Origin of the sequence: Microvenator marinus, assembly GCF_007993755.1 — a bacterium.
GTDB classification, from domain to species: domain Bacteria; phylum Myxococcota_A; class Bradymonadia; order Bradymonadales; family Bradymonadaceae; genus Allomicrovenator; species Allomicrovenator marinus.
Genome location: NZ_CP042467.1, coordinates 5,565,366 through 5,581,943 on the forward strand (window position 1 = coordinate 5,565,366; position 16,578 = coordinate 5,581,943).

At 55.6% G+C, this 16,578-nt stretch carries 12 protein-coding genes and 1 pseudogene; 3 read left to right on the forward strand and 10 right to left on the reverse strand.

The window, feature by feature from the left end:
- From FRD01_RS22905 to FRD01_RS22930, 6 genes and pseudogenes are all read right to left on the reverse strand, one after another.
- A complete protein-coding gene (locus FRD01_RS22905; protein ID WP_146963354.1) occupies positions 1-1,914 on the reverse strand; it encodes a hypothetical protein in 1,914 nt (637 codons plus the stop codon).
- Positions 1,911-4,985, reverse strand: coding sequence for a hypothetical protein (locus FRD01_RS22910; protein ID WP_146963355.1), 3,075 nt, complete (start codon positions 4,983-4,985; stop codon positions 1,911-1,913). The genes FRD01_RS22905 and FRD01_RS22910 overlap by 4 nt, the downstream gene beginning before the upstream one ends.
- Before the next feature lie 70 nt (positions 4,986-5,055).
- Positions 5,056-6,963, reverse strand: coding sequence for a TonB-dependent receptor plug domain-containing protein (locus FRD01_RS22915; protein WP_146963357.1), 1,908 nt, complete (start codon positions 6,961-6,963; stop codon positions 5,056-5,058).
- A 40-nt stretch (positions 6,964-7,003) separates the two neighbouring features.
- Positions 7,004-8,674: a nitrite reductase gene (locus FRD01_RS22920; RefSeq protein ID WP_146963358.1), complete on the reverse strand. Its 1,671-nt coding sequence runs from the start codon at positions 8,672-8,674 to the stop codon at positions 7,004-7,006.
- 123 nt (positions 8,675-8,797) lie between these two features.
- A pseudogene (locus FRD01_RS22925) lies at positions 8,798-9,046 on the reverse strand (WD40/YVTN/BNR-like repeat-containing protein); the annotation flags it as partial.
- A 12-nt stretch (positions 9,047-9,058) separates the two neighbouring features.
- Positions 9,059-9,790: a hypothetical protein gene (locus FRD01_RS22930; protein WP_146963362.1), complete on the reverse strand. Its 732-nt coding sequence runs from the start codon at positions 9,788-9,790 to the stop codon at positions 9,059-9,061.
- Positions 9,791-9,924: 134 nt separating this feature from the next.
- Between FRD01_RS22930 and FRD01_RS22935 the strand changes: the two genes are divergently transcribed.
- Positions 9,925-10,422, forward strand: coding sequence for a DUF6714 family protein (locus FRD01_RS22935; protein ID WP_347341870.1), 498 nt, complete (start codon positions 9,925-9,927; stop codon positions 10,420-10,422).
- Here FRD01_RS22935 and FRD01_RS22940 read toward each other — a convergent pair.
- Together FRD01_RS22940 and FRD01_RS22945 are read right to left on the reverse strand one after the other, a co-directional pair.
- Positions 10,419-10,919 carry a protein-tyrosine phosphatase family protein gene (locus tag FRD01_RS22940; protein ID WP_249755845.1) on the reverse strand — a complete coding sequence of 167 codons (501 nt, stop codon included), beginning with the start codon at positions 10,917-10,919 and terminating at the stop codon, positions 10,419-10,421. The genes FRD01_RS22935 and FRD01_RS22940 overlap by 4 nt on opposite strands.
- Before the next feature lie 2 nt (positions 10,920-10,921).
- Positions 10,922-12,199 (reverse strand): alpha/beta hydrolase family protein, encoded by a 1,278-nt coding sequence (locus FRD01_RS22945; protein WP_249755846.1) that lies wholly within the window; start codon positions 12,197-12,199, stop codon positions 10,922-10,924.
- Between the two features lie 101 nt (positions 12,200-12,300).
- On the opposite strand from FRD01_RS22945, the gene FRD01_RS22950 reads away from it, so the two are divergent.
- Both FRD01_RS22950 and FRD01_RS22955 read left to right on the forward strand, forming a co-directional pair.
- The gene (locus FRD01_RS22950; protein ID WP_146963370.1) at positions 12,301-13,092 is read left to right on the forward strand and encodes a hypothetical protein; all 792 of its coding nucleotides are present in this window, start codon (positions 12,301-12,303) and stop codon (positions 13,090-13,092) included.
- A 43-nt stretch (positions 13,093-13,135) separates the two neighbouring features.
- Positions 13,136-13,837: a ceramidase domain-containing protein gene (locus FRD01_RS22955; RefSeq protein ID WP_146963372.1), complete on the forward strand. Its 702-nt coding sequence runs from the start codon at positions 13,136-13,138 to the stop codon at positions 13,835-13,837.
- Here the strand turns inward: FRD01_RS22955 and FRD01_RS22960 are convergent.
- On the reverse strand, positions 13,807-15,222 hold the full coding sequence (locus tag FRD01_RS22960; protein ID WP_146963374.1) for an ATP-grasp domain-containing protein: 1,416 nt from the start codon (positions 15,220-15,222) through the stop codon (positions 13,807-13,809). The genes FRD01_RS22955 and FRD01_RS22960 overlap by 31 nt on opposite strands.
- Positions 15,223-15,231: 9 nt before the next feature.
- The gene (locus tag FRD01_RS22965) at positions 15,232-16,509 is read right to left on the reverse strand and encodes a TraB/GumN family protein (protein ID WP_146963376.1); all 1,278 of its coding nucleotides are present in this window, start codon (positions 16,507-16,509) and stop codon (positions 15,232-15,234) included.
- Between the last annotated feature and the right edge of the window lie 69 nt (positions 16,510-16,578).

Below are 16,578 nucleotides of genomic sequence, written 5' to 3' on the forward strand. Positions count from 1 at the left end.
TTACTGCGCGCCGGTCAGATTGCCGTCAATCCCCGTAATCTTGAGAGCGATTGACTTGGCATCCAGCGTGCCGTTGCCATCAGTATCAATGTCATTGGGCGCCAGAGTGCCGAGCAAGTTGATGAGCTGAGCGGGAGGCAATGGTAGCGAGTCCGGATCTAGCGAGTTGATGGCCGCATTGAGGTCGGTCTCGGTGACGGCACCGCCTAGGATACCGTTGAACGCGCTCACGTTGGTCCCAGACACCGTTACGGTCTTTTCGATCCTCGCCATATAGACGGTCACATCCAGCGTATTGGCGGCATCGAGAGGGATGGACACCGGAACCTGGGTGTTCGGCCCACCAGCGGTCACCAGATTGCCCGTGCGGGTCGCAGGGAGCTGAACCAGTCGGTCACACGACAAATTGTTCAAACTCGCTCTAGATGCGTAATAATCGCACGTGGCGGCCACCAAATCGCACGATGGGTTGGTCGGGGCCAGTTCCCCGGTCAAGAGGGCTAGCGTGAATTGGCCAGGTTGGAAGCCAATATACTCGAAGAGCAGAATCAAGCTTCCGTCGGCAACTGCATCTGCGAGCGGCTGATTCACAAATCCACCAAGCGCTGACAAGACGTTGTCACGGTCGCCGTCCCCATCCACATCTAGCGCCTCGCCCACACTCGTGTTCGCGCCGAGCGCCAGGGCGCTGAACTTCGAAGCATCCGCAAACGACGGCGTGCAGAAGCACTGACTGGTATCCGCGGAACAAATGCCAGCAGCGCAGACGTCACCTGTGGAACAACTCAGCCCGTCATCACAGGTGTTGCCAGTGAGCGGCGAGTGGATGCATCCCTGATTCACATTGCAGGAATCGGAGGTGCAATCGTTTCCGTCGTCGCAAGTCCTGGTGGTGCCTCCACACGAGCCCTCGAAACACGCGTCGCTCTCGGTACAGGCGTTGCCGTCATCACAGGACAAGGTGTTAAACTCGTACGTACAGCCAGCAGTGTCGGGGTCGCAGAGGTCCGTGGTGCAAGGGTTTCCGTCGTCGCAAATGCTGACTTCGCCGGTGCAACACGGGCTGTTCGTGGGCAGGTATTGGCATCCGGCGACCGGATGGCAGATATCGATGGTACACGCGTTGTTGTCGTCACAGGTCTCGGGTTCTCCGGCACCACAAACGCCTTCGGAGCAGGTGTCGCCGGTGGTGCAGGGGTCGCCGTCATCACACGCGGCGGTGTTATTGGTGTGTGTGCATCCTGTTTCTGGGTCGCAGACATCATCGGTGCACGGATTGCCGTCGTCGCACCCGACCTCGCCACCAACGCACGTGCCTCCAACGCACACGTCATCGGCCGTGCAAAGACTTGAATCGTCGCACGCTGTTCCGTCGGCAGCGGGCGTATTCATGCAGCCCGCAATCGGATCACACGAAGCCACGGTACACGAGTTTCCGTCGTCACAATCCACCTCTTCGCCTGTGCAAATGCCGGCCTGACACGTCGTGTCAAACGTACAGATATTTCCGTCATCGCAGGCCTCGCCGTCAGCAACTCCGCTCCACGCGTCGGGCGTAGCCGGGTCGCAAATACCGCATCCTTTGGAGTCGGTATCGCCGGGTTCGTGGCAAACGCCCTGAATCAAACAGGTGTCTTCAACCAAGCTCCAGGCACAGATTTTCCCTTGCCCGGCCTGCTCCACACAGGTGTCTGTGGTGCACGACAAGCCGTCGTCACAATCGGAAGCTTCTTCGCATCGAACTACGCCCTCGAACACCGGGTCTGGTGTCTGAGCGTCTTCTGACATGTCTTCGTCTGCATTATTGGTGACGGTGGGGTTGTTATTTGGGGTCGGTTTTGGCGCCGGTGAATCATCACTGCAGCCGGCAAAACCAAAGAGTAGGGCGCTGAATAAGGTCAGGCGATTTTTCATTGAAGCCTCCCGTAGATTACGGTGTTGCCGCTTTGTCTCGAGCTTGGAAGTCCTGCGTCGTTGATAGGAACGATTCGTATGAGCGAAGTTCCTGGAGGTTGTCCGAGCGAGGCGGATAGGTCGATTTCAGGCAGTGGGAACGAGGCTAGCGGAGTGCCATTGCCAAGCAGTCCTCCGAGCGCCGGAACGAGCTGAGTCTCCAACAAGGACGCCAGCGCGGACTCAACGCCGAGTGCAGGCTCGTTAGTCACATTGACCTCGAGCTTCACGTTTTCAATGGCCTGAATGATGATCTCGATATCGCCTGAGTTCGGGTTGGCGGCGAGCGTAATCGGGGCGTCAAAGGCCACGTAAACCTCGGCGTTTACGGGTTGTCCAAAAAGGTCCAGCGTGGCGTCAATCCTCAAATCCCCGATATAGAGCCTAAGCTCGCCGTTGACGCAGTCAGTGGCAACCGGAGGAAGATATCCACTGACGTCCATGTTCAAGTTGGTCACGCCGTACTGGGCCAAGTCCACGTTGCCCAAGAGCGCGGGGTCCACGGGGAATTGAAGAAGTCCTCCCCACCACGCGGCGCGCAAGATCTGGTTGATAGTATCGTCAGCAAAGACGATCTCCAATGGGGCCGCCTTAGGGATCACCATTTGCTGCCCAGCTCCACAGCCAACGCGCATAGGCACGCCGAGGTTTGCGTTGAACGGGTCGGCATTTGGCGTGCCGCGTGTGGTCGAAGTTGCCCATGCTCGAAGTCCAAAAGCGCCGCCTTGAGGTCCAGGGGAAGCATCTTGGAAATCGCTAAAGCTGAAGTCGCTCTCGAGCGCGATATCGATTGGAGGAGGGTTACCGTCCAAGCGAGGTAGGCTGAAGACTTGGTTGAACGCTAGGGCTCCGAGGCCGTCCTCGAGGAGAGGGCCGAGGACCGTAGAGAGTTGTGTGTTGAGTTCTGTTTCGAGGTCGGAAACGAGTCCGCCTCGGATGAACGGCTCGATGATGCCGAGAAGGAAGTTCGTCCAGATATTATTGGAGTAAATATCCAGACCGTTCACCGAGGTCGCAGGGTTGTTGACCGAGACGGCCAGCGTGTTGTCTGGATTTACTGTGATGATGAGATTTGCCGTGATGACGATTGAGTCGATGTCGAGCCCACCATTGCTATCGCCACCGGCAAGCAAGCAACCAAACGCAGTGCAGTCGAAGTAGAGTCCACCTTCGATTTGGTTCAGGCTCGCCCTCACTCTTAGTCCGCCGTCGATCGCGTCTAATGTGACCGTCGAGCCAGCAAAGTCGAGGCTCGTCAAATAGATATCGTACCCTGAATTGCTGGCGATAGGCGTGTCTGAGTCGAAGAAGCTGCTCAGGTCAAAGCCGTCCAAAACACCTTTGAAAATCGCCGCCAAATCTGTGGGAGGCGGAGATTGTTTGTCGTCGATCGAGTCTTGGGCGAGGTAGATTCCAAGTCCCGGATTGACATTTCCTTGGCCACTTGTGGTGGGGTTCGTGAAGGCACTTGAGTAGTGGAACGCCTGGACGCGGTACTCTTCGGTACCGAGCTCGTCCGACGCACTGAACTCGAGCGTATTCGCACCCGCATCCGGCACAAGAGTCAGCGAGAACGAGCCATTCTGGTTGGGAGTAACGTCTTGGCCGTTGATCTGGAACGTGGTGATATCACCAGCACCGCTGTCCACCGTGCCCGTCACCGTAATGCCGTTGCCAATCGGACCCAGAATCGTGGCTCCGCGAGGCGGGTATGTGATGTTGATGATGGGACGACACGTAAACGACTGAACCACCGTAAAGCCGCAGCCCGTGTCGGGATCGCAGAAGTTCACGGTACATGGGTTGTTGTCCTCGCAGGTGTCCGAAATGTCCTCGTTGAGGCATCCCGTGGCTGGGTCGCACGAATCTGAGGTGCAGAGGTTATTGTCGTCACAACTCAATGGTTGTGTGCCGGGCTGGCAGCCACCGTCCGCGCACGTATCGCCGACGGTGCACGCGTTGTTATCGTCGCACGCGAGCGTGTTGTTAACGTGAATCACGCCGACCGCTGGGTCGCATGTGTCGTCGGTGCATGGGTTACCGTCATCAGGGTTTACTGGGCTTCCGATGCATGCGCCATTTGTGCAGGTGTCCACTGTGGTGCAGAGATTATTGTCATCGCAAGGGTCGGTATTGAACGGGAAAACACAGCCGAGGGCCGGGTCACAAGCCTCGTCGGTACAGGGGTTGGTGTCAGTACAGCGGTCTGAGATATCCTCGTGGTCACAGCCGTCCACCGCATCGCAGAAGTCGATGGTGCAGAGGTTATTGTCATCACACGAGACGACCTCCTGAACCACGCACTCGCCCGCCAAGCAGACACTCGCCTCGGTACACACAGAGTTGTCCGTGCAGGTGGCGCCGTCATCGGGGACGAAGGTACAACCTAGGGCTGGGTCGCAAGAGTCAGCGGTACATGGATTTGAGTCGTCACAGCTTAAGCCAGGGCCGGGAACACACGCGCCTTCCACGCAAGTATCGCCGTCCGTGCACGCATCGCCGTCACTACAATCCGCGGTGTTATTGGCGAACATGCATCCGCCCGCGCCGTCGCACGTGTCGTCGGTGCAAGGGTTGCCGTCATCGCATTGAAAGGACTGCCCAACACACACTCCGTCAACGCAGGTGTCGTTGCTGGTGCAGGCATTGCCATCATCACAGCCACCCGCATCAGCCTTAGGCGTCCATGCCGCGTCATCACTCACCACGAGGCATACTTCGCACGAGTTTTCTGGATTTGGCGCGCCGTTGTCCACGCACGCCCCGTCGATTTCGCACTGGTCGTCGGTGCAGCACGCGGCGGCGTCGTACGTGTGAACACACGCTCCTTCAACGCATTCGTCCTGTGTACACGCGTCCCCGTCATTACAGGCGTCCGGGCACAACTCGCCTGAGTCTACGCCGGAGTCTGGGCTCATGTCCGACGTGTTATTATCGGGGGTCGGTACGGAGGTGGTGCTTTCGTCACCGCACGAAATGGCGAAGAGCGCAGCCACGCAAAGAATACGCTGAAGGCCTCTTGAGAAACCCATGGATTCTCCTTGGTAAGTGATTACTTACAAGATTGGGCTTTTCCTCCAAGAATGTCAAATCGCCCTTCACTTAGTGTGCGGACTCGAATCCCACACTCAGGCCGGCGTAGAAGGTTCGCGGAGCCAACGAGAGGTATGTCGGATCGCCCGCGTCGAGGGCGTTTCGAACGCCACCGAAAACCTTGAGATCCCACGGAAGACGCTGTGCGAGCCGAATGTCGAGAATCGCATGAGGGTCGGTCTGAATTTCGAGGTCTTCAGCGCCCGATTGCTCCTCGAAATAGACTCGTGGGCCGGTCAGAGCCAATGCCAATGTTCCTTCGAATCCGACAGAGGGTAGCCACGAGACACTTGTGTTGCCTCGATGTGTAGCACGGCCTTCGAGCTCTCTCTCCTCCTCAAGGTCTTTCGCATCCGTAAACATGTAGCCGAGCCCAACTCTCAAAGTCGGATGAATTCTCGCGCTGATTGAAGTCTCTAGACCTTGAGTACGAGCCCGAGACACATTCTGGTATTCGAAATCTGTGGGAGTTTCAGGCAGCCCAGTGAGTACAGGCCTTACCAAGATGAGATTGTCGATCTCATTTCGAAAACCGTTCACGTTCCAAATTAGGTCGGCCACTTTCACCTCGAATCCCGCGTTGAAACCGTGGGACGTTTCGGCCTCAAGCTCGGCGTTTCCACGCACGACAATGGGCGAATTGGGCGTGTCAAACTCGAGGTAGAGTTCTTTGAAATCTGGCGCGCGAAAGCCCATTGCGTAGCTCGCCCGAAATGTGAGTTCGTCCATGGCATCAAATCTCGCTGCAACTTTGGGCGTGGGATGGACCCCGAACTGCGTGTCGAAGTCCACTCGAACCCCGCTCACGAGCTGAAGTGTGTCCACAATGCGCCATTCATCCTGGATGGCTGCGGCAGCTCTCATGCGCTCGGCACTGCTTCGGTTAAGCCGATCCGCCTCGTAGCTCTCGAGAATTCCGTCCCCTACAAAGGTCACATCGTGATTGTCCCAGAGGGGCATGGTGTAGACAGAGCTGACCTGAGCATATTGCTGAAGTGTCTCTTCGGTCGTGCTGGACGACTCCGGGTTGGAGATGGTGAGCGTGTTATCAAAAAGCGCGTAATGGCCCGTAACCTGTAGAGATGAGCCGTTGGAAAACTTAACCTTCGGACCAAGGGAAACGCTTCCTTCATGGGTCTGATTATCGCGGTTGAACACAGCCCCTCGGCTGAAGTCGACGTCTGAACGGTCGCGGGTATTGAACCTAAGGTTTGCGAGGAGGTCAACGTTGGTCTTGAGCGCATAGGATGTGCGGTTGACGAGGCTGAGCATTTGGTCTTCACCGCCTGTGGTCGAGGGATCGGACTCATCGAGGTCAAACGCGTCTCGCCTACGAAAGCCCACCGAATTCTTCACATTCCATTTTCCCGCTTGGAAGCTGAGCTTCCCGAAGGAGTCGACTTCGTTCAAAGAGCCATAGGAGGCTCCGACTTCACCACTAACCCTGGGGCCTGTGGTTTCATCGGTGATGATGTTGACCACCCCGCCCATCGCATCGGAGCCATAGAGGGCTGAGCTTGGGCCTTTGATGATTTCGATACGGTCCACGCCCGCGAGTAGGAATCGGTCCATGTCGACCACGCCGCCGAACCGTCCGACGACAGGCTGTCCGTCCACCAGAATTAGGACGTGTTTTGAGTCCATGCCTTGTAGTTGAACCCCGGCTCCCGCGCCCTTGAGCTCTCGGTCTATCGTGACGCCGGGGCTTTGTTGCAGAACCTCGGAGAGCTTAGTCGCGGGTGTGATTTCTAGCTCTTCTTTAGAGATTACCTCCGTTGCGATTGGTGCTTTCTCAGGGTCGCGCTCCGTGCGCGTTCCAGTTACCACGTAATCGTCGGTGAGATAGGGCACCTCTTGTGCCCATGCGGTGCTCGTCAGGAACGTCCAGACGAGAAATGTGGCTACCTGTGTTCTCATGGCGTCCTCCGTGAAGAAAAAATGGAGAGCCGAGGATGTTTCAATAGATGTCGTTCACGGTGTTGTAGACATTGAACTTTCCTGTGGGGTTCTGAACCCAATCACCTTGAATGACCTTCTTCACTTCCAGGGTCGCGTCGTCGTAGACAACCAGGGCGCTCTTCTCGCCCATGAAGTACGAGACCCATGCCTCGTCTCCATCCTGATTGAACTCGATATGAACCGCGCGTCCGTCCACTCCTTGAGGCGCTTCGAGCTTCTTCTTGAAGGTGAAGGTCTCGAGGTCAAAGACGTATATCGCGCTATTGAGTGACGCATCGGGGTTCATTGTCCGGTCTGCGTAGAAGTGCTTGGATTTAGGGTGAGTTTTCACGAAGAGCGACCCGCCTCCTTCGCCCGGCATTTCCATCTTCTTGACCACCGTCCACTGGCCTTCGCCTGGGTCGGTCTTGATGAATTGGATCGTGTTGTCGCCAAGATGGCTCGTGGCCCAAAGGTTACCCAATTTGGGGTCTTTGACGTTGGCACCGCGGCCAGGGTGCGGCGTTCTGCCCACTTCAACAATCTTCTCGAGCCTCTGGTTCGGCACGTCGATGACCACGATCTTGTTGTTTGAGTTTGCGGCGACAAGGAAGTACTTACCACTCGCGTCCCAGCCGCCATCGTGGAGGAAGCGTTCGGTGGGTATCTGCGTGGATTTTGGGTTTCGCGGGTCGGTGTAGTCGACAAGCCAGACCATGCCGGTTTCCTTGACGTTCACTACCCAAATCGGGTCCGTGTGAGAGGCAACAATAGCGGCCACGCGTGCCTCCTTGACGAACTCCTTGTCCCCACAACACGCGTTTCCGGATGTCTTGGTAAGGCTGAGCGGTTCCAGCGTTTGTGCGTCGAAAATCACAAAATGGCTGGGATTGTAGCCGCCAGCAATCAAGTACTTGTCATAGAAATCACCTTTGTCTCCCTTGTATTTACTTACGTCCACGGAACGTGCATCGAGCGACGCACGTACCTCAGCAACTACCTTGGGAACATCGTAGTAGGTGTCGATCATCGTGATTCGGCCATCGCGTCCAATCGAATAGATGTATCGGCTCGAAGCCGAAGGGCGCAGAATGTGGACTGCAAAACCGGTTTCGAGCACCACAATCTGTTCATGGGTGTCACCGTCGATGATGGCAACCTTGCCAGCATCGCGCATGATCACGCCCATGTAGCCGTTGATGTTGCGATTGTGCTGGGGTTTGGTGGGGCGGTCCGCAACTGGGACCTTGAGCTCCCACGTGGCCTTGACGTCAGCCATTTCGAAGGGTGGTGGCTCAGGTGGGTCCACTTGAAGGAAGCGAGCCATGAGGTCGATTTCCTCCGGGGTCAGGATGCCTTTCCACTCCGGCATTCCTCCTGCGGTGCCGTTTTCAATGAAGACTTTCAAGCCCGCCATGCCCAGGGCCTTAGTGGCAGGCGCTTTTCCGTCTCCATCCGGCAAGAGGGATGGACCCGTTGCGCCGTGGCGCGTGGTACCGTGGCATCCTGCACATTTATCGAAGTAAATGGCGGAGGCCTGCTTCATCTCGGCATCGGAAACCGTGATTTCTACGGGCTCTTCGGCGGCAGGAGCTACCGCCGCTGGTTCTTCCTTTTGGGCTGGTCTTCGGTTGTCTTTACAACTGATGGCTAGTAGGCCGGCGAGTATGATTAGAACGTAAGGTCTCATGGAAGCCTCCTCGGTTAGTGAACTTTCCACACTTACGAACTAGCGCTCTGAACCCCCCAAAGACATGCGGCAAAATGTCGCACCTGATTCAGATCATGTCTGGTTACGCCTCAATCGAGTTCTTCAACCAAATCTAACCGAGTAGATCGGAGGAAGGTTGTTGCTAACCGTCTGCCAGGATTCGCCGCGGTCCTCACTGATGTAGAGGTTTCCGGTGGTGCTTCCGAACGCGATGGTGCCCTCGGAATTCGCCAGCGCATGCCGATAGATGACGTCGTGAGCGCAGTCTTGAGGAAGGCCTTCTCGAAACTGCTTCCACGTCTTTCCGCCGTCTGTGGTGCGGGCCACAAAGAGGCCGCCGTCGATTGTCATGGGAAGAATAGATCAAATTCTTTGCCAGAGAAACCTCTTAGATCGAAAGTAGCCACCGCGAATTCCACGGCTTACTTTCGTGTACCCGTCCCATTCGGATCCCGTGGTGGCCAGAAGCCATTGAGGCAGTTCCCCGAAATCGGCGATGGTCTTTAGGACATCTTGATTCGTGTAGTTTGTGATCTCGTAGAGCTGATAGAATCGTTTCTCCAGCACCACCGCATACGGGGGCTTCGTGCCGCAATGGTAGAGTCGGATGTAGGTGTCGCACCGATCGATGTCGAGGGCACAAACTGCGATCCTTTCTGGGCCGTTTTCGGGTCCTGAGGAGGCCTTGCGCTCGTAGATTCGAAGGCATTCCGAAGGAAGTAGAGTACTCACGGTCTGCATTGGAGGAAACTCGGATCTCGGAATCTCCAGGTCCGGAAGGTCCGAGATAGGCTCCATTTCAGCGATCTTGGTGTAGTGCTGAGAGATTCCAAAGACGGGATTCTGGAGGGCTTTCTCCGCAAACGAAACCCCGCCATTATGGTGGCAATAGATGAAACAATGCGCGGCTTCTGCGCGCGCAAAGAGTTTCAGCGCGTCGGTATCGATATTGGGAATGAGGACCGTGCGCGAGTTCATGAATGCCAAAAGGCTCAGCGAGTCTCCGGGCGCAAAGTCTCGCAACCACTCTGGCATAGGCTCGTGGTGGGTCTTGAGAATCTCGATTGGCGCTGTCTTTGAGTCAAACATGGTCATTAGGGTCCCAAAGGGTTCGTACCACGTTCACTAGATACCACGGGGTGCGGCACGAATTGTGCCGTTTTTTGCGATTTCTTGACGTTTGACTTCCACGCAGGTGAGCGTCAAGCTTGCCACAGGAGGAGGGTGTGATGACAAGCCGAGAGGAATTGATTGCCCTGATTGTTCGGGCCTTTGATGGCGTGGAACAGCCAGAAAAGCTGACGTTGCATGTTGCCGAAGCATACGACGACTACGACTACGACCACGATGAAGAACATAGGGCCAAGGACTTTATTGGGCCTTGGCAAGACCTGCCTGACGAGCATATCCGCAAATGCCAGTGCGCCCTTAGCTACGTTGATGCCGTAGGAATGCGCTATTATTTGCCGGCATACATGGTCTGGTACTTGAGGCAGCTGGAGAGCGGCGGGGCGTGGTCTGAACATGCACTCTATTCGCTCGACCCACACTTGGGACATCCCGTCTTAAGTACCTATCAGACCAAGCGCTTTTCGCTCTTCAATGCAGAACAACTTCGAGCATGTGCGCGTTTTTTGAAGTATTGCGCCGAGGAAGAGCCTGAGAAGACCGATGGCCATTTTGCAGCGAATAAGTATCGCAAATACTGGTACCAATTTGACGTCTAAGTGAGCAGAAGACCAGCCCACTGACGCACAAAATCCCTTTGTTCTTCATTCTCGGGGGAGTTAGGAATGCGCCTAACTTTAGGAGTGGTTGCGTACAACGCTTGAACCGTGTCAAGGGCGCTTTCAGCAGGTTGGCCGAGTTGACAAAGCCAACACGCGGCAACCAGCCCTGTTCGCCCCACGCCGCCCCAACAATGCACGTAGGCGGTCCCACCCTCGGACATCTCGTCGTTGATGGCATGCAGGATATCACTGACGATTTTGAAGTCCTTTGGAACGGATTGATCAACGATGGGAAAACGCCGATGTTTGGCTTGCGGGAACTCATTGAGGAACTCGGTGTAAGGTTTGAGTTCGCCAGGTTCCGTCAGGTCAACATAGAGAGTCACACCCAGTTGACTCAAGAATGCCAACTTTGGATGCACCTCACTTTCATTGGGGCTTCCCGGGTACTCACCCGCGATCAAGCCCGGCCAAATCATGTAGTGGTTGAGCATTGTCATTCTTTGAGTGTGATTTCAAAGCCTTCGGAGAATGCATCTCCTTCAATCAAACTGGCCCACTGAACTTCTTGAAGGACGTGCAGTCGTGCGAAGGCATGAAGATAGGCCGTCAGATTTGAGACGGCGAGTTGCGAGTCGATGAAGTCCTCTGAGCACCCATCGTCCGGCGCATCGGGTCTAAAGAGCGTCAAGATATCCTCAGATAAGTCTGTGCAGATTGAGATGAAGCTGAAGTGTCCGCCTAGCGGCATTTCAACCCAGATATCGTCGGGTCCGTCCAACGCCTCCCACGCTGGTATGGCGTGGACTTCATCGGGCAGAGTTTTGTCCATGCGTCCCGACTGCAGCATCACTGGAAGTTCAATAGAGGCGATTTCTCCTTCGGCGAAGAGCGGGATCAGGGCAGGGGCCTGCGGAACAATCGCATCGATTCTCGAGTCTCCAAGCCCTGCTCGAAATGCCGTCTGGACCTCTTCCTGGTTGATGAATTCGCAGCTGTCCTCGCCGTAGCCGGCGCAAGTCTCCACGAGGCGGTCTGTGTCCAAGTCAGCGCCACCTAGCGCGAGCGTGGTGTAGCCACCAAACGAATGCCCAAAGAGCACGACGTTGTTCAAATCCGCGATGCCGCTCACTGGGCTCTCGAACCCGGCTTCAATCGTGTCTAGGAGGGCACGAATATCGGTGACACGATGTAGGGTGGTGGCGAGGAAGGGCGCAAAACTCATTTGCACGCCATCGAGTGCTGTGTTGCCCACGTGATTGGGGGCGAAGACCACCCAGCCCCAAGACGCCAGATGCTCCCCATACGGGTAGGCGAGCAGGCCCTCGCCGCCGGAGCCGTGGGAGTAGATGACGGTTGGAAAGGGGCCTTCCGTGCTAGGCGCGGGCTCACGCAATGCGACGTCGGTGGGCACGTTTACGATGCCGCCCACGGCGTATCGTGCGGGGTCCGCACCGGTCGCAGGGTCTGCCGGATACCAAACCTTGACCGGAATTTCTCGGGGCTCCTCCTGACCAGGTGCATCGTACGAATAGCTGAACTCGAGATATCCGACTTTTTGTGGCCCAGTTCTAAACAGGTGGTCCAAGGTTTCGGGAGAATCAGGCAAAGGTTCGCCTTGGTCCGCTTCGGCATCCGGTTCCTGGTCCACATCGGCGTCCTGCCCGATGTCTGGGCTCGAGAAGTCAACGCCAGCATCCATCTCGGTTTGAGGTGAGTTGTCGTCACTACACGCGACGAAAAACAAGAATGGCAATATCAGTAGGGGTTTCATTTGCACCGTCCTTTGATTCTCTAGTCTCATTTAGTACACTGCACCAAGGCACTCTACCTGATTTTTGCGACCAGTAAGTGTTTGTTTTAAGTGAGTAAGTCATGGTGGCCCTGGTATTGATATTGGCGCTTGGCCTTTTGGGTGGATGCTCGGGTGCCGACCCTCAGAAAACAGAAGTTGGTGAAACCAATTCTCAAGAAGACTTGGGTCACGACGAGGATGCATCATTTGAACGTCCTGACAAAAATGACCTTGGCCGTGGAACACATTGCGAGACGTGGCGCACCGACCTTGCACCTCATTTTGAGCCGGCCCCGTGGGGACTGCCCGATACTGGGGAAGTGTCCGAAAATGTTCGAGGTTTTTTTGCAGCACAGTTTCCTGTTGAAGGAAAAGACTATATGGGGTGTGTGCTCCATGACATTTTCGGCGAGATCGAACTCAATATCGATGAGATTAGCCGAGCCTATTTCGAAATGCCGCCAGAGGCACAACTAGCGCGCTCACAAGTTGGGACGTTTCTTTCATTTCTCTACGAGGAGGAGTACGTGGTGGAATTGCTGGTAGATATCGCAGTTCAACCCACGCCAACTTTTGATTCTAGATATGTTGAGGAGTTCGGAGAGGCTTCAGTCAGGGAGTCGGAAGCTCAAGTACGCAATTCAGCTGTGAATGCAATTCAACGAACCGCTCCCTTTGATTCATCTCTTCGTCATCCTTGGACCGAAGGTCTATTCACCTTTGTGATTGAAGCTGAGGCGGAGTATCTGGCGGAGAAACTGGTGGCAATGTGGTTTCTTAGAAACTTTGGGGTCCCGAAAGATGCGTTTGTAAACCGCGTTTCGGAACATTTAAGTGAAGACGATCTTGGGTTCTTGTTGGAACAATGGTAGAGCCGCCAAGTTCCTGAATTCTATCTTCAAAGGCTCTCTCAGCATGAATCCAAAACATCCGTGTCCGTGGGACAATTGGGACCCAGGTACCGTACAATTTTGCGAAGAACGGCTCTGTGCATGGATCGCGGAGCCCTCGAATACCTGGTCGAGCCTGGCATATGTCATCATCGGCCTGATTACCCTTTGGGCGTGGCGCAAAGGCCCGTCCATTGGGGTGGCTGTTTCCGTGGCCAATATCATGATCGGCATCGGCTCCTTCTTCTTTCACGCCTCGGGAACCTTTGCGGGCGAGGTCGTGGACCAGATTGGGATGTTCATGCTCTCGGTCTTGATTCTGGTGTCTTCGGCGGCGCAAGCTCAGGGTAGGAGCTCGAGCTGGGCCGTCAAAGCCTACGTAATAGGTGTGGTGGTTTCCACCGCGGCAATACTGGTTGTGAGGCCGCTGGGGATTCCAATTTTTGCCGTTCAACTTCTGATTGGTCTTGGCTGGCAGCTCAAACTCTGGAAGCAGGTCTCGGAGCCGGAAAAGGAGGCCTTCAAAATCTTCATTGCGGCTCTCGGGCTCTTCTTCTTCTCGCTCTTTATCTGGGCACTGGATATCACGGGCATTGTATGCGACCCGACCAACCACTTCATCACGGGTCACGCGATTTGGCACGTCTGTAACGCCGTGTGCATTTGGCGCATCGGCGTCTTCTATCGCGAACGGTTTCAGCCACGTTCAAGTTCGGATCTAGCTTGATGCACGTCTTTGGCCGGCTCTAACGGCCCAATATTGAGCTTGAAACGCTCATCCAACCACGTGCAAATCTCACAGGTCCATGGAGCCACAGAACGCCCAATCGGAGTGTTTGGCGTAAAGTGGATGTTGATGAGTGTGCCTGCTTCTGCCGGGTCCAATAGTACACGGACATCAGCGAACTCCTCGTCGGATTCCGTCCAAACTCCTTTGTCTCTTTTCAGCCAAAGGTCAGTACTTTCGAGGCCTGGAGGCTTTTCGGGATGCATGAATCCCACGCGGCCCGAGCGAGTAGTATCCGCAAATTCCAAAATCTCTTCTTCTAAGCGGCCTGCGCTGAGCTTTAAGAGCGAGCCCTCAACGAGCAAATAGTTGAGAAAAACGAGTTCGTGCGCAATTCCCATTGGGCCAGTCATGACGGCGAGGGCCGCACCGTATCTCGGGTTGAGCTCGGTCGGGCGAAATCCATCTGCGGTCATGATTCCGTCAACGGTGAATACCCCACGGTAGTCATATCGTTCGCGCAGGAACTCGCCGAGTACTTTGGCGATTTTGCGCATGGACTCTCGTTCCTCGAACGGTGGGTCCCAGAACGACGCCGCCCGGGCATAGAGCAGCTTGGATGAGCTGGGGCGTCTCAGAACCACCATTTCCATTGGGCGAAAACTGATGGTTTGGTCTGGAAACACCATGCCGTGAATGCTGCATGGGATGCCCTCCAAAAAGGGCATTACTCGCACTCTATCAGCAACGGGCGTAAAGAGTTCGAGGGCCTCGGATTGCTGCTCTGGTGTTTGAACCCATCGTAATAGCGACGCGCCACCGTGAAACCCCTCGCGACTATCTGCGGCCTGCACCGTGCCGAGCCCCTGGTCTATCTCGAGATGCGCGTGTTTCAAGCTTTCCTCAGAGACCACCACGACTTTGGAATCAGAACGAGGGATTCCCGCGAGGTCCCAGAGTTCATCAACGCTGGTCTTGTCTTCCAACGCCTGCCACGCCAAGGGTCTGCCGCCCAGATATGCTCGCCCGTCGATATCATGGGCCCGTGCGTAGAATGGGCCGAGCACGCGCGCGCTGCCTTCGGGGTCCCAATCCCGAATCGCTTGAACCGCGTCTTGAGGTAGTTCCTCCAAAGCACGCTCAAACGCCTTGATGCCGTCCATGAATGTTTCGGGTGGCTCGAGATTCAGAAGATGTACGTCCGCAACGTCGGGGCCAGGAGCAGGTCCTCCGCCTAGCCAGGCAGAAAGCACAAAGGGCTTTGGAGCGCCCCAAAAGTTTAGGAGCTTGACCCAGCCGGTGGCTGCTGCTGCATGGGCCAGCGCAATCAGCCACTTCTGGTCTTTCATCAACTCCCGAACTTCGTCGGCCCAATACTTTGGCATAGCGCAACCTTAGACAATGAAGAGCCAGTAAATCACGAGAGCAAATCCGAATGCAATCACGGCCACATCGATTATGAACAACCCAATCAGAGTCAGAGGCGTTGGGTGCTTTATCAGTCTTGAAGTCAGCAAACCAAAAAGGGCGCCGGGCCTGAGGTAGTACGGAATTGGCGGACTCGGTGAAATGGCTTCGGTGTTCGGCAGCTCCTCGCCGGACTTCAGCGCTTTACGAATGCCAGCTAGGTGCCCAAGGCCCACAACGGCTACCAACGAGTCGGTGTCTACCTCACGGATAGCTTGAGCCATATGAAGGTCGCGTTCGTCGATGAGTACTCGTTTTGCGGCCGGAAGTACTTGGGCGAAACGCTGAGTCACAGACTCAAGGTTTGCCTCTAGTTTCAGCGCCTCGATTGAGTTCTCGTCGGGGAGTTTTCGCCACCTGAGCGTCAAACTTGTTAGAAATAAGAGTGCTCTTTGCCAAAACGGAGAGGCCCACCAGATGCGGCTGAGCGTGATTTCGGGGTGTCTGTCGATGTGGACAACGTCAGCGCCCAACTCACCCGCCGTGTCTATAGCACTTTGCATATCTGCACCAAGCGGCGAGCCGACGTTTTGGGCCATTCGCTCCTGGTAGTTCGCGAAGTTGATTAGGGTGGCGAACATCACGGCAGAGCTCGATTTGACGGCATCGGCAAGGTTGACGTCGAGCTCGGTGCCTTCTGGTGGAAGCTCCACGCAAATGGTCTCGGGACTCAGCGCTTCCACCACAAACTTCACGGTCTTGGCGCTTTCTTTTGAGGCATGCGAGGTACCAACCACGGTGATTTCTTTCTCACCGAGACGTGTTTGAAAGGCTTCGACAGGCGTCTCCAAGAGGTCGATCACCACGCCATCCATGGCGGGGAAAGGCTTTTCGAGGTCAGCATTCTTGATTCGCACGATCAGTGGAATCCTGAGATTGGCAGTTGCCGCGATGAGCTCTTCTGCCTCCTCAACTTCGAAGAAAGGACCACCACAAATATTTGAGAGAATGAGACCCGCTGCCTTTTTAGACTTGGCAATCTTTGCCTGGGCCATTGAAGATACCTCGACGAACACTTTGCGTTTTTTTTGTCGCAAAGACTTGAGGAGAGCCTCGGTGGCCTCGGTGTCCATCCATAGTTCTGCGGCCAATATCACCAGGTTTGACTCGGGATTGACCGAGTGTGTGACGATGCGCACCGGCTCCTCGGGCAGCGGATCTGTAGAGACGACATGGATATCCGATTCGCGAGCGGTCTCGATCACGGAATTCCAACGCGATTTGTCTGAAACGTAGAGAAAATTGATAGCCGCCTCCAACTTAGATTGTAAGGA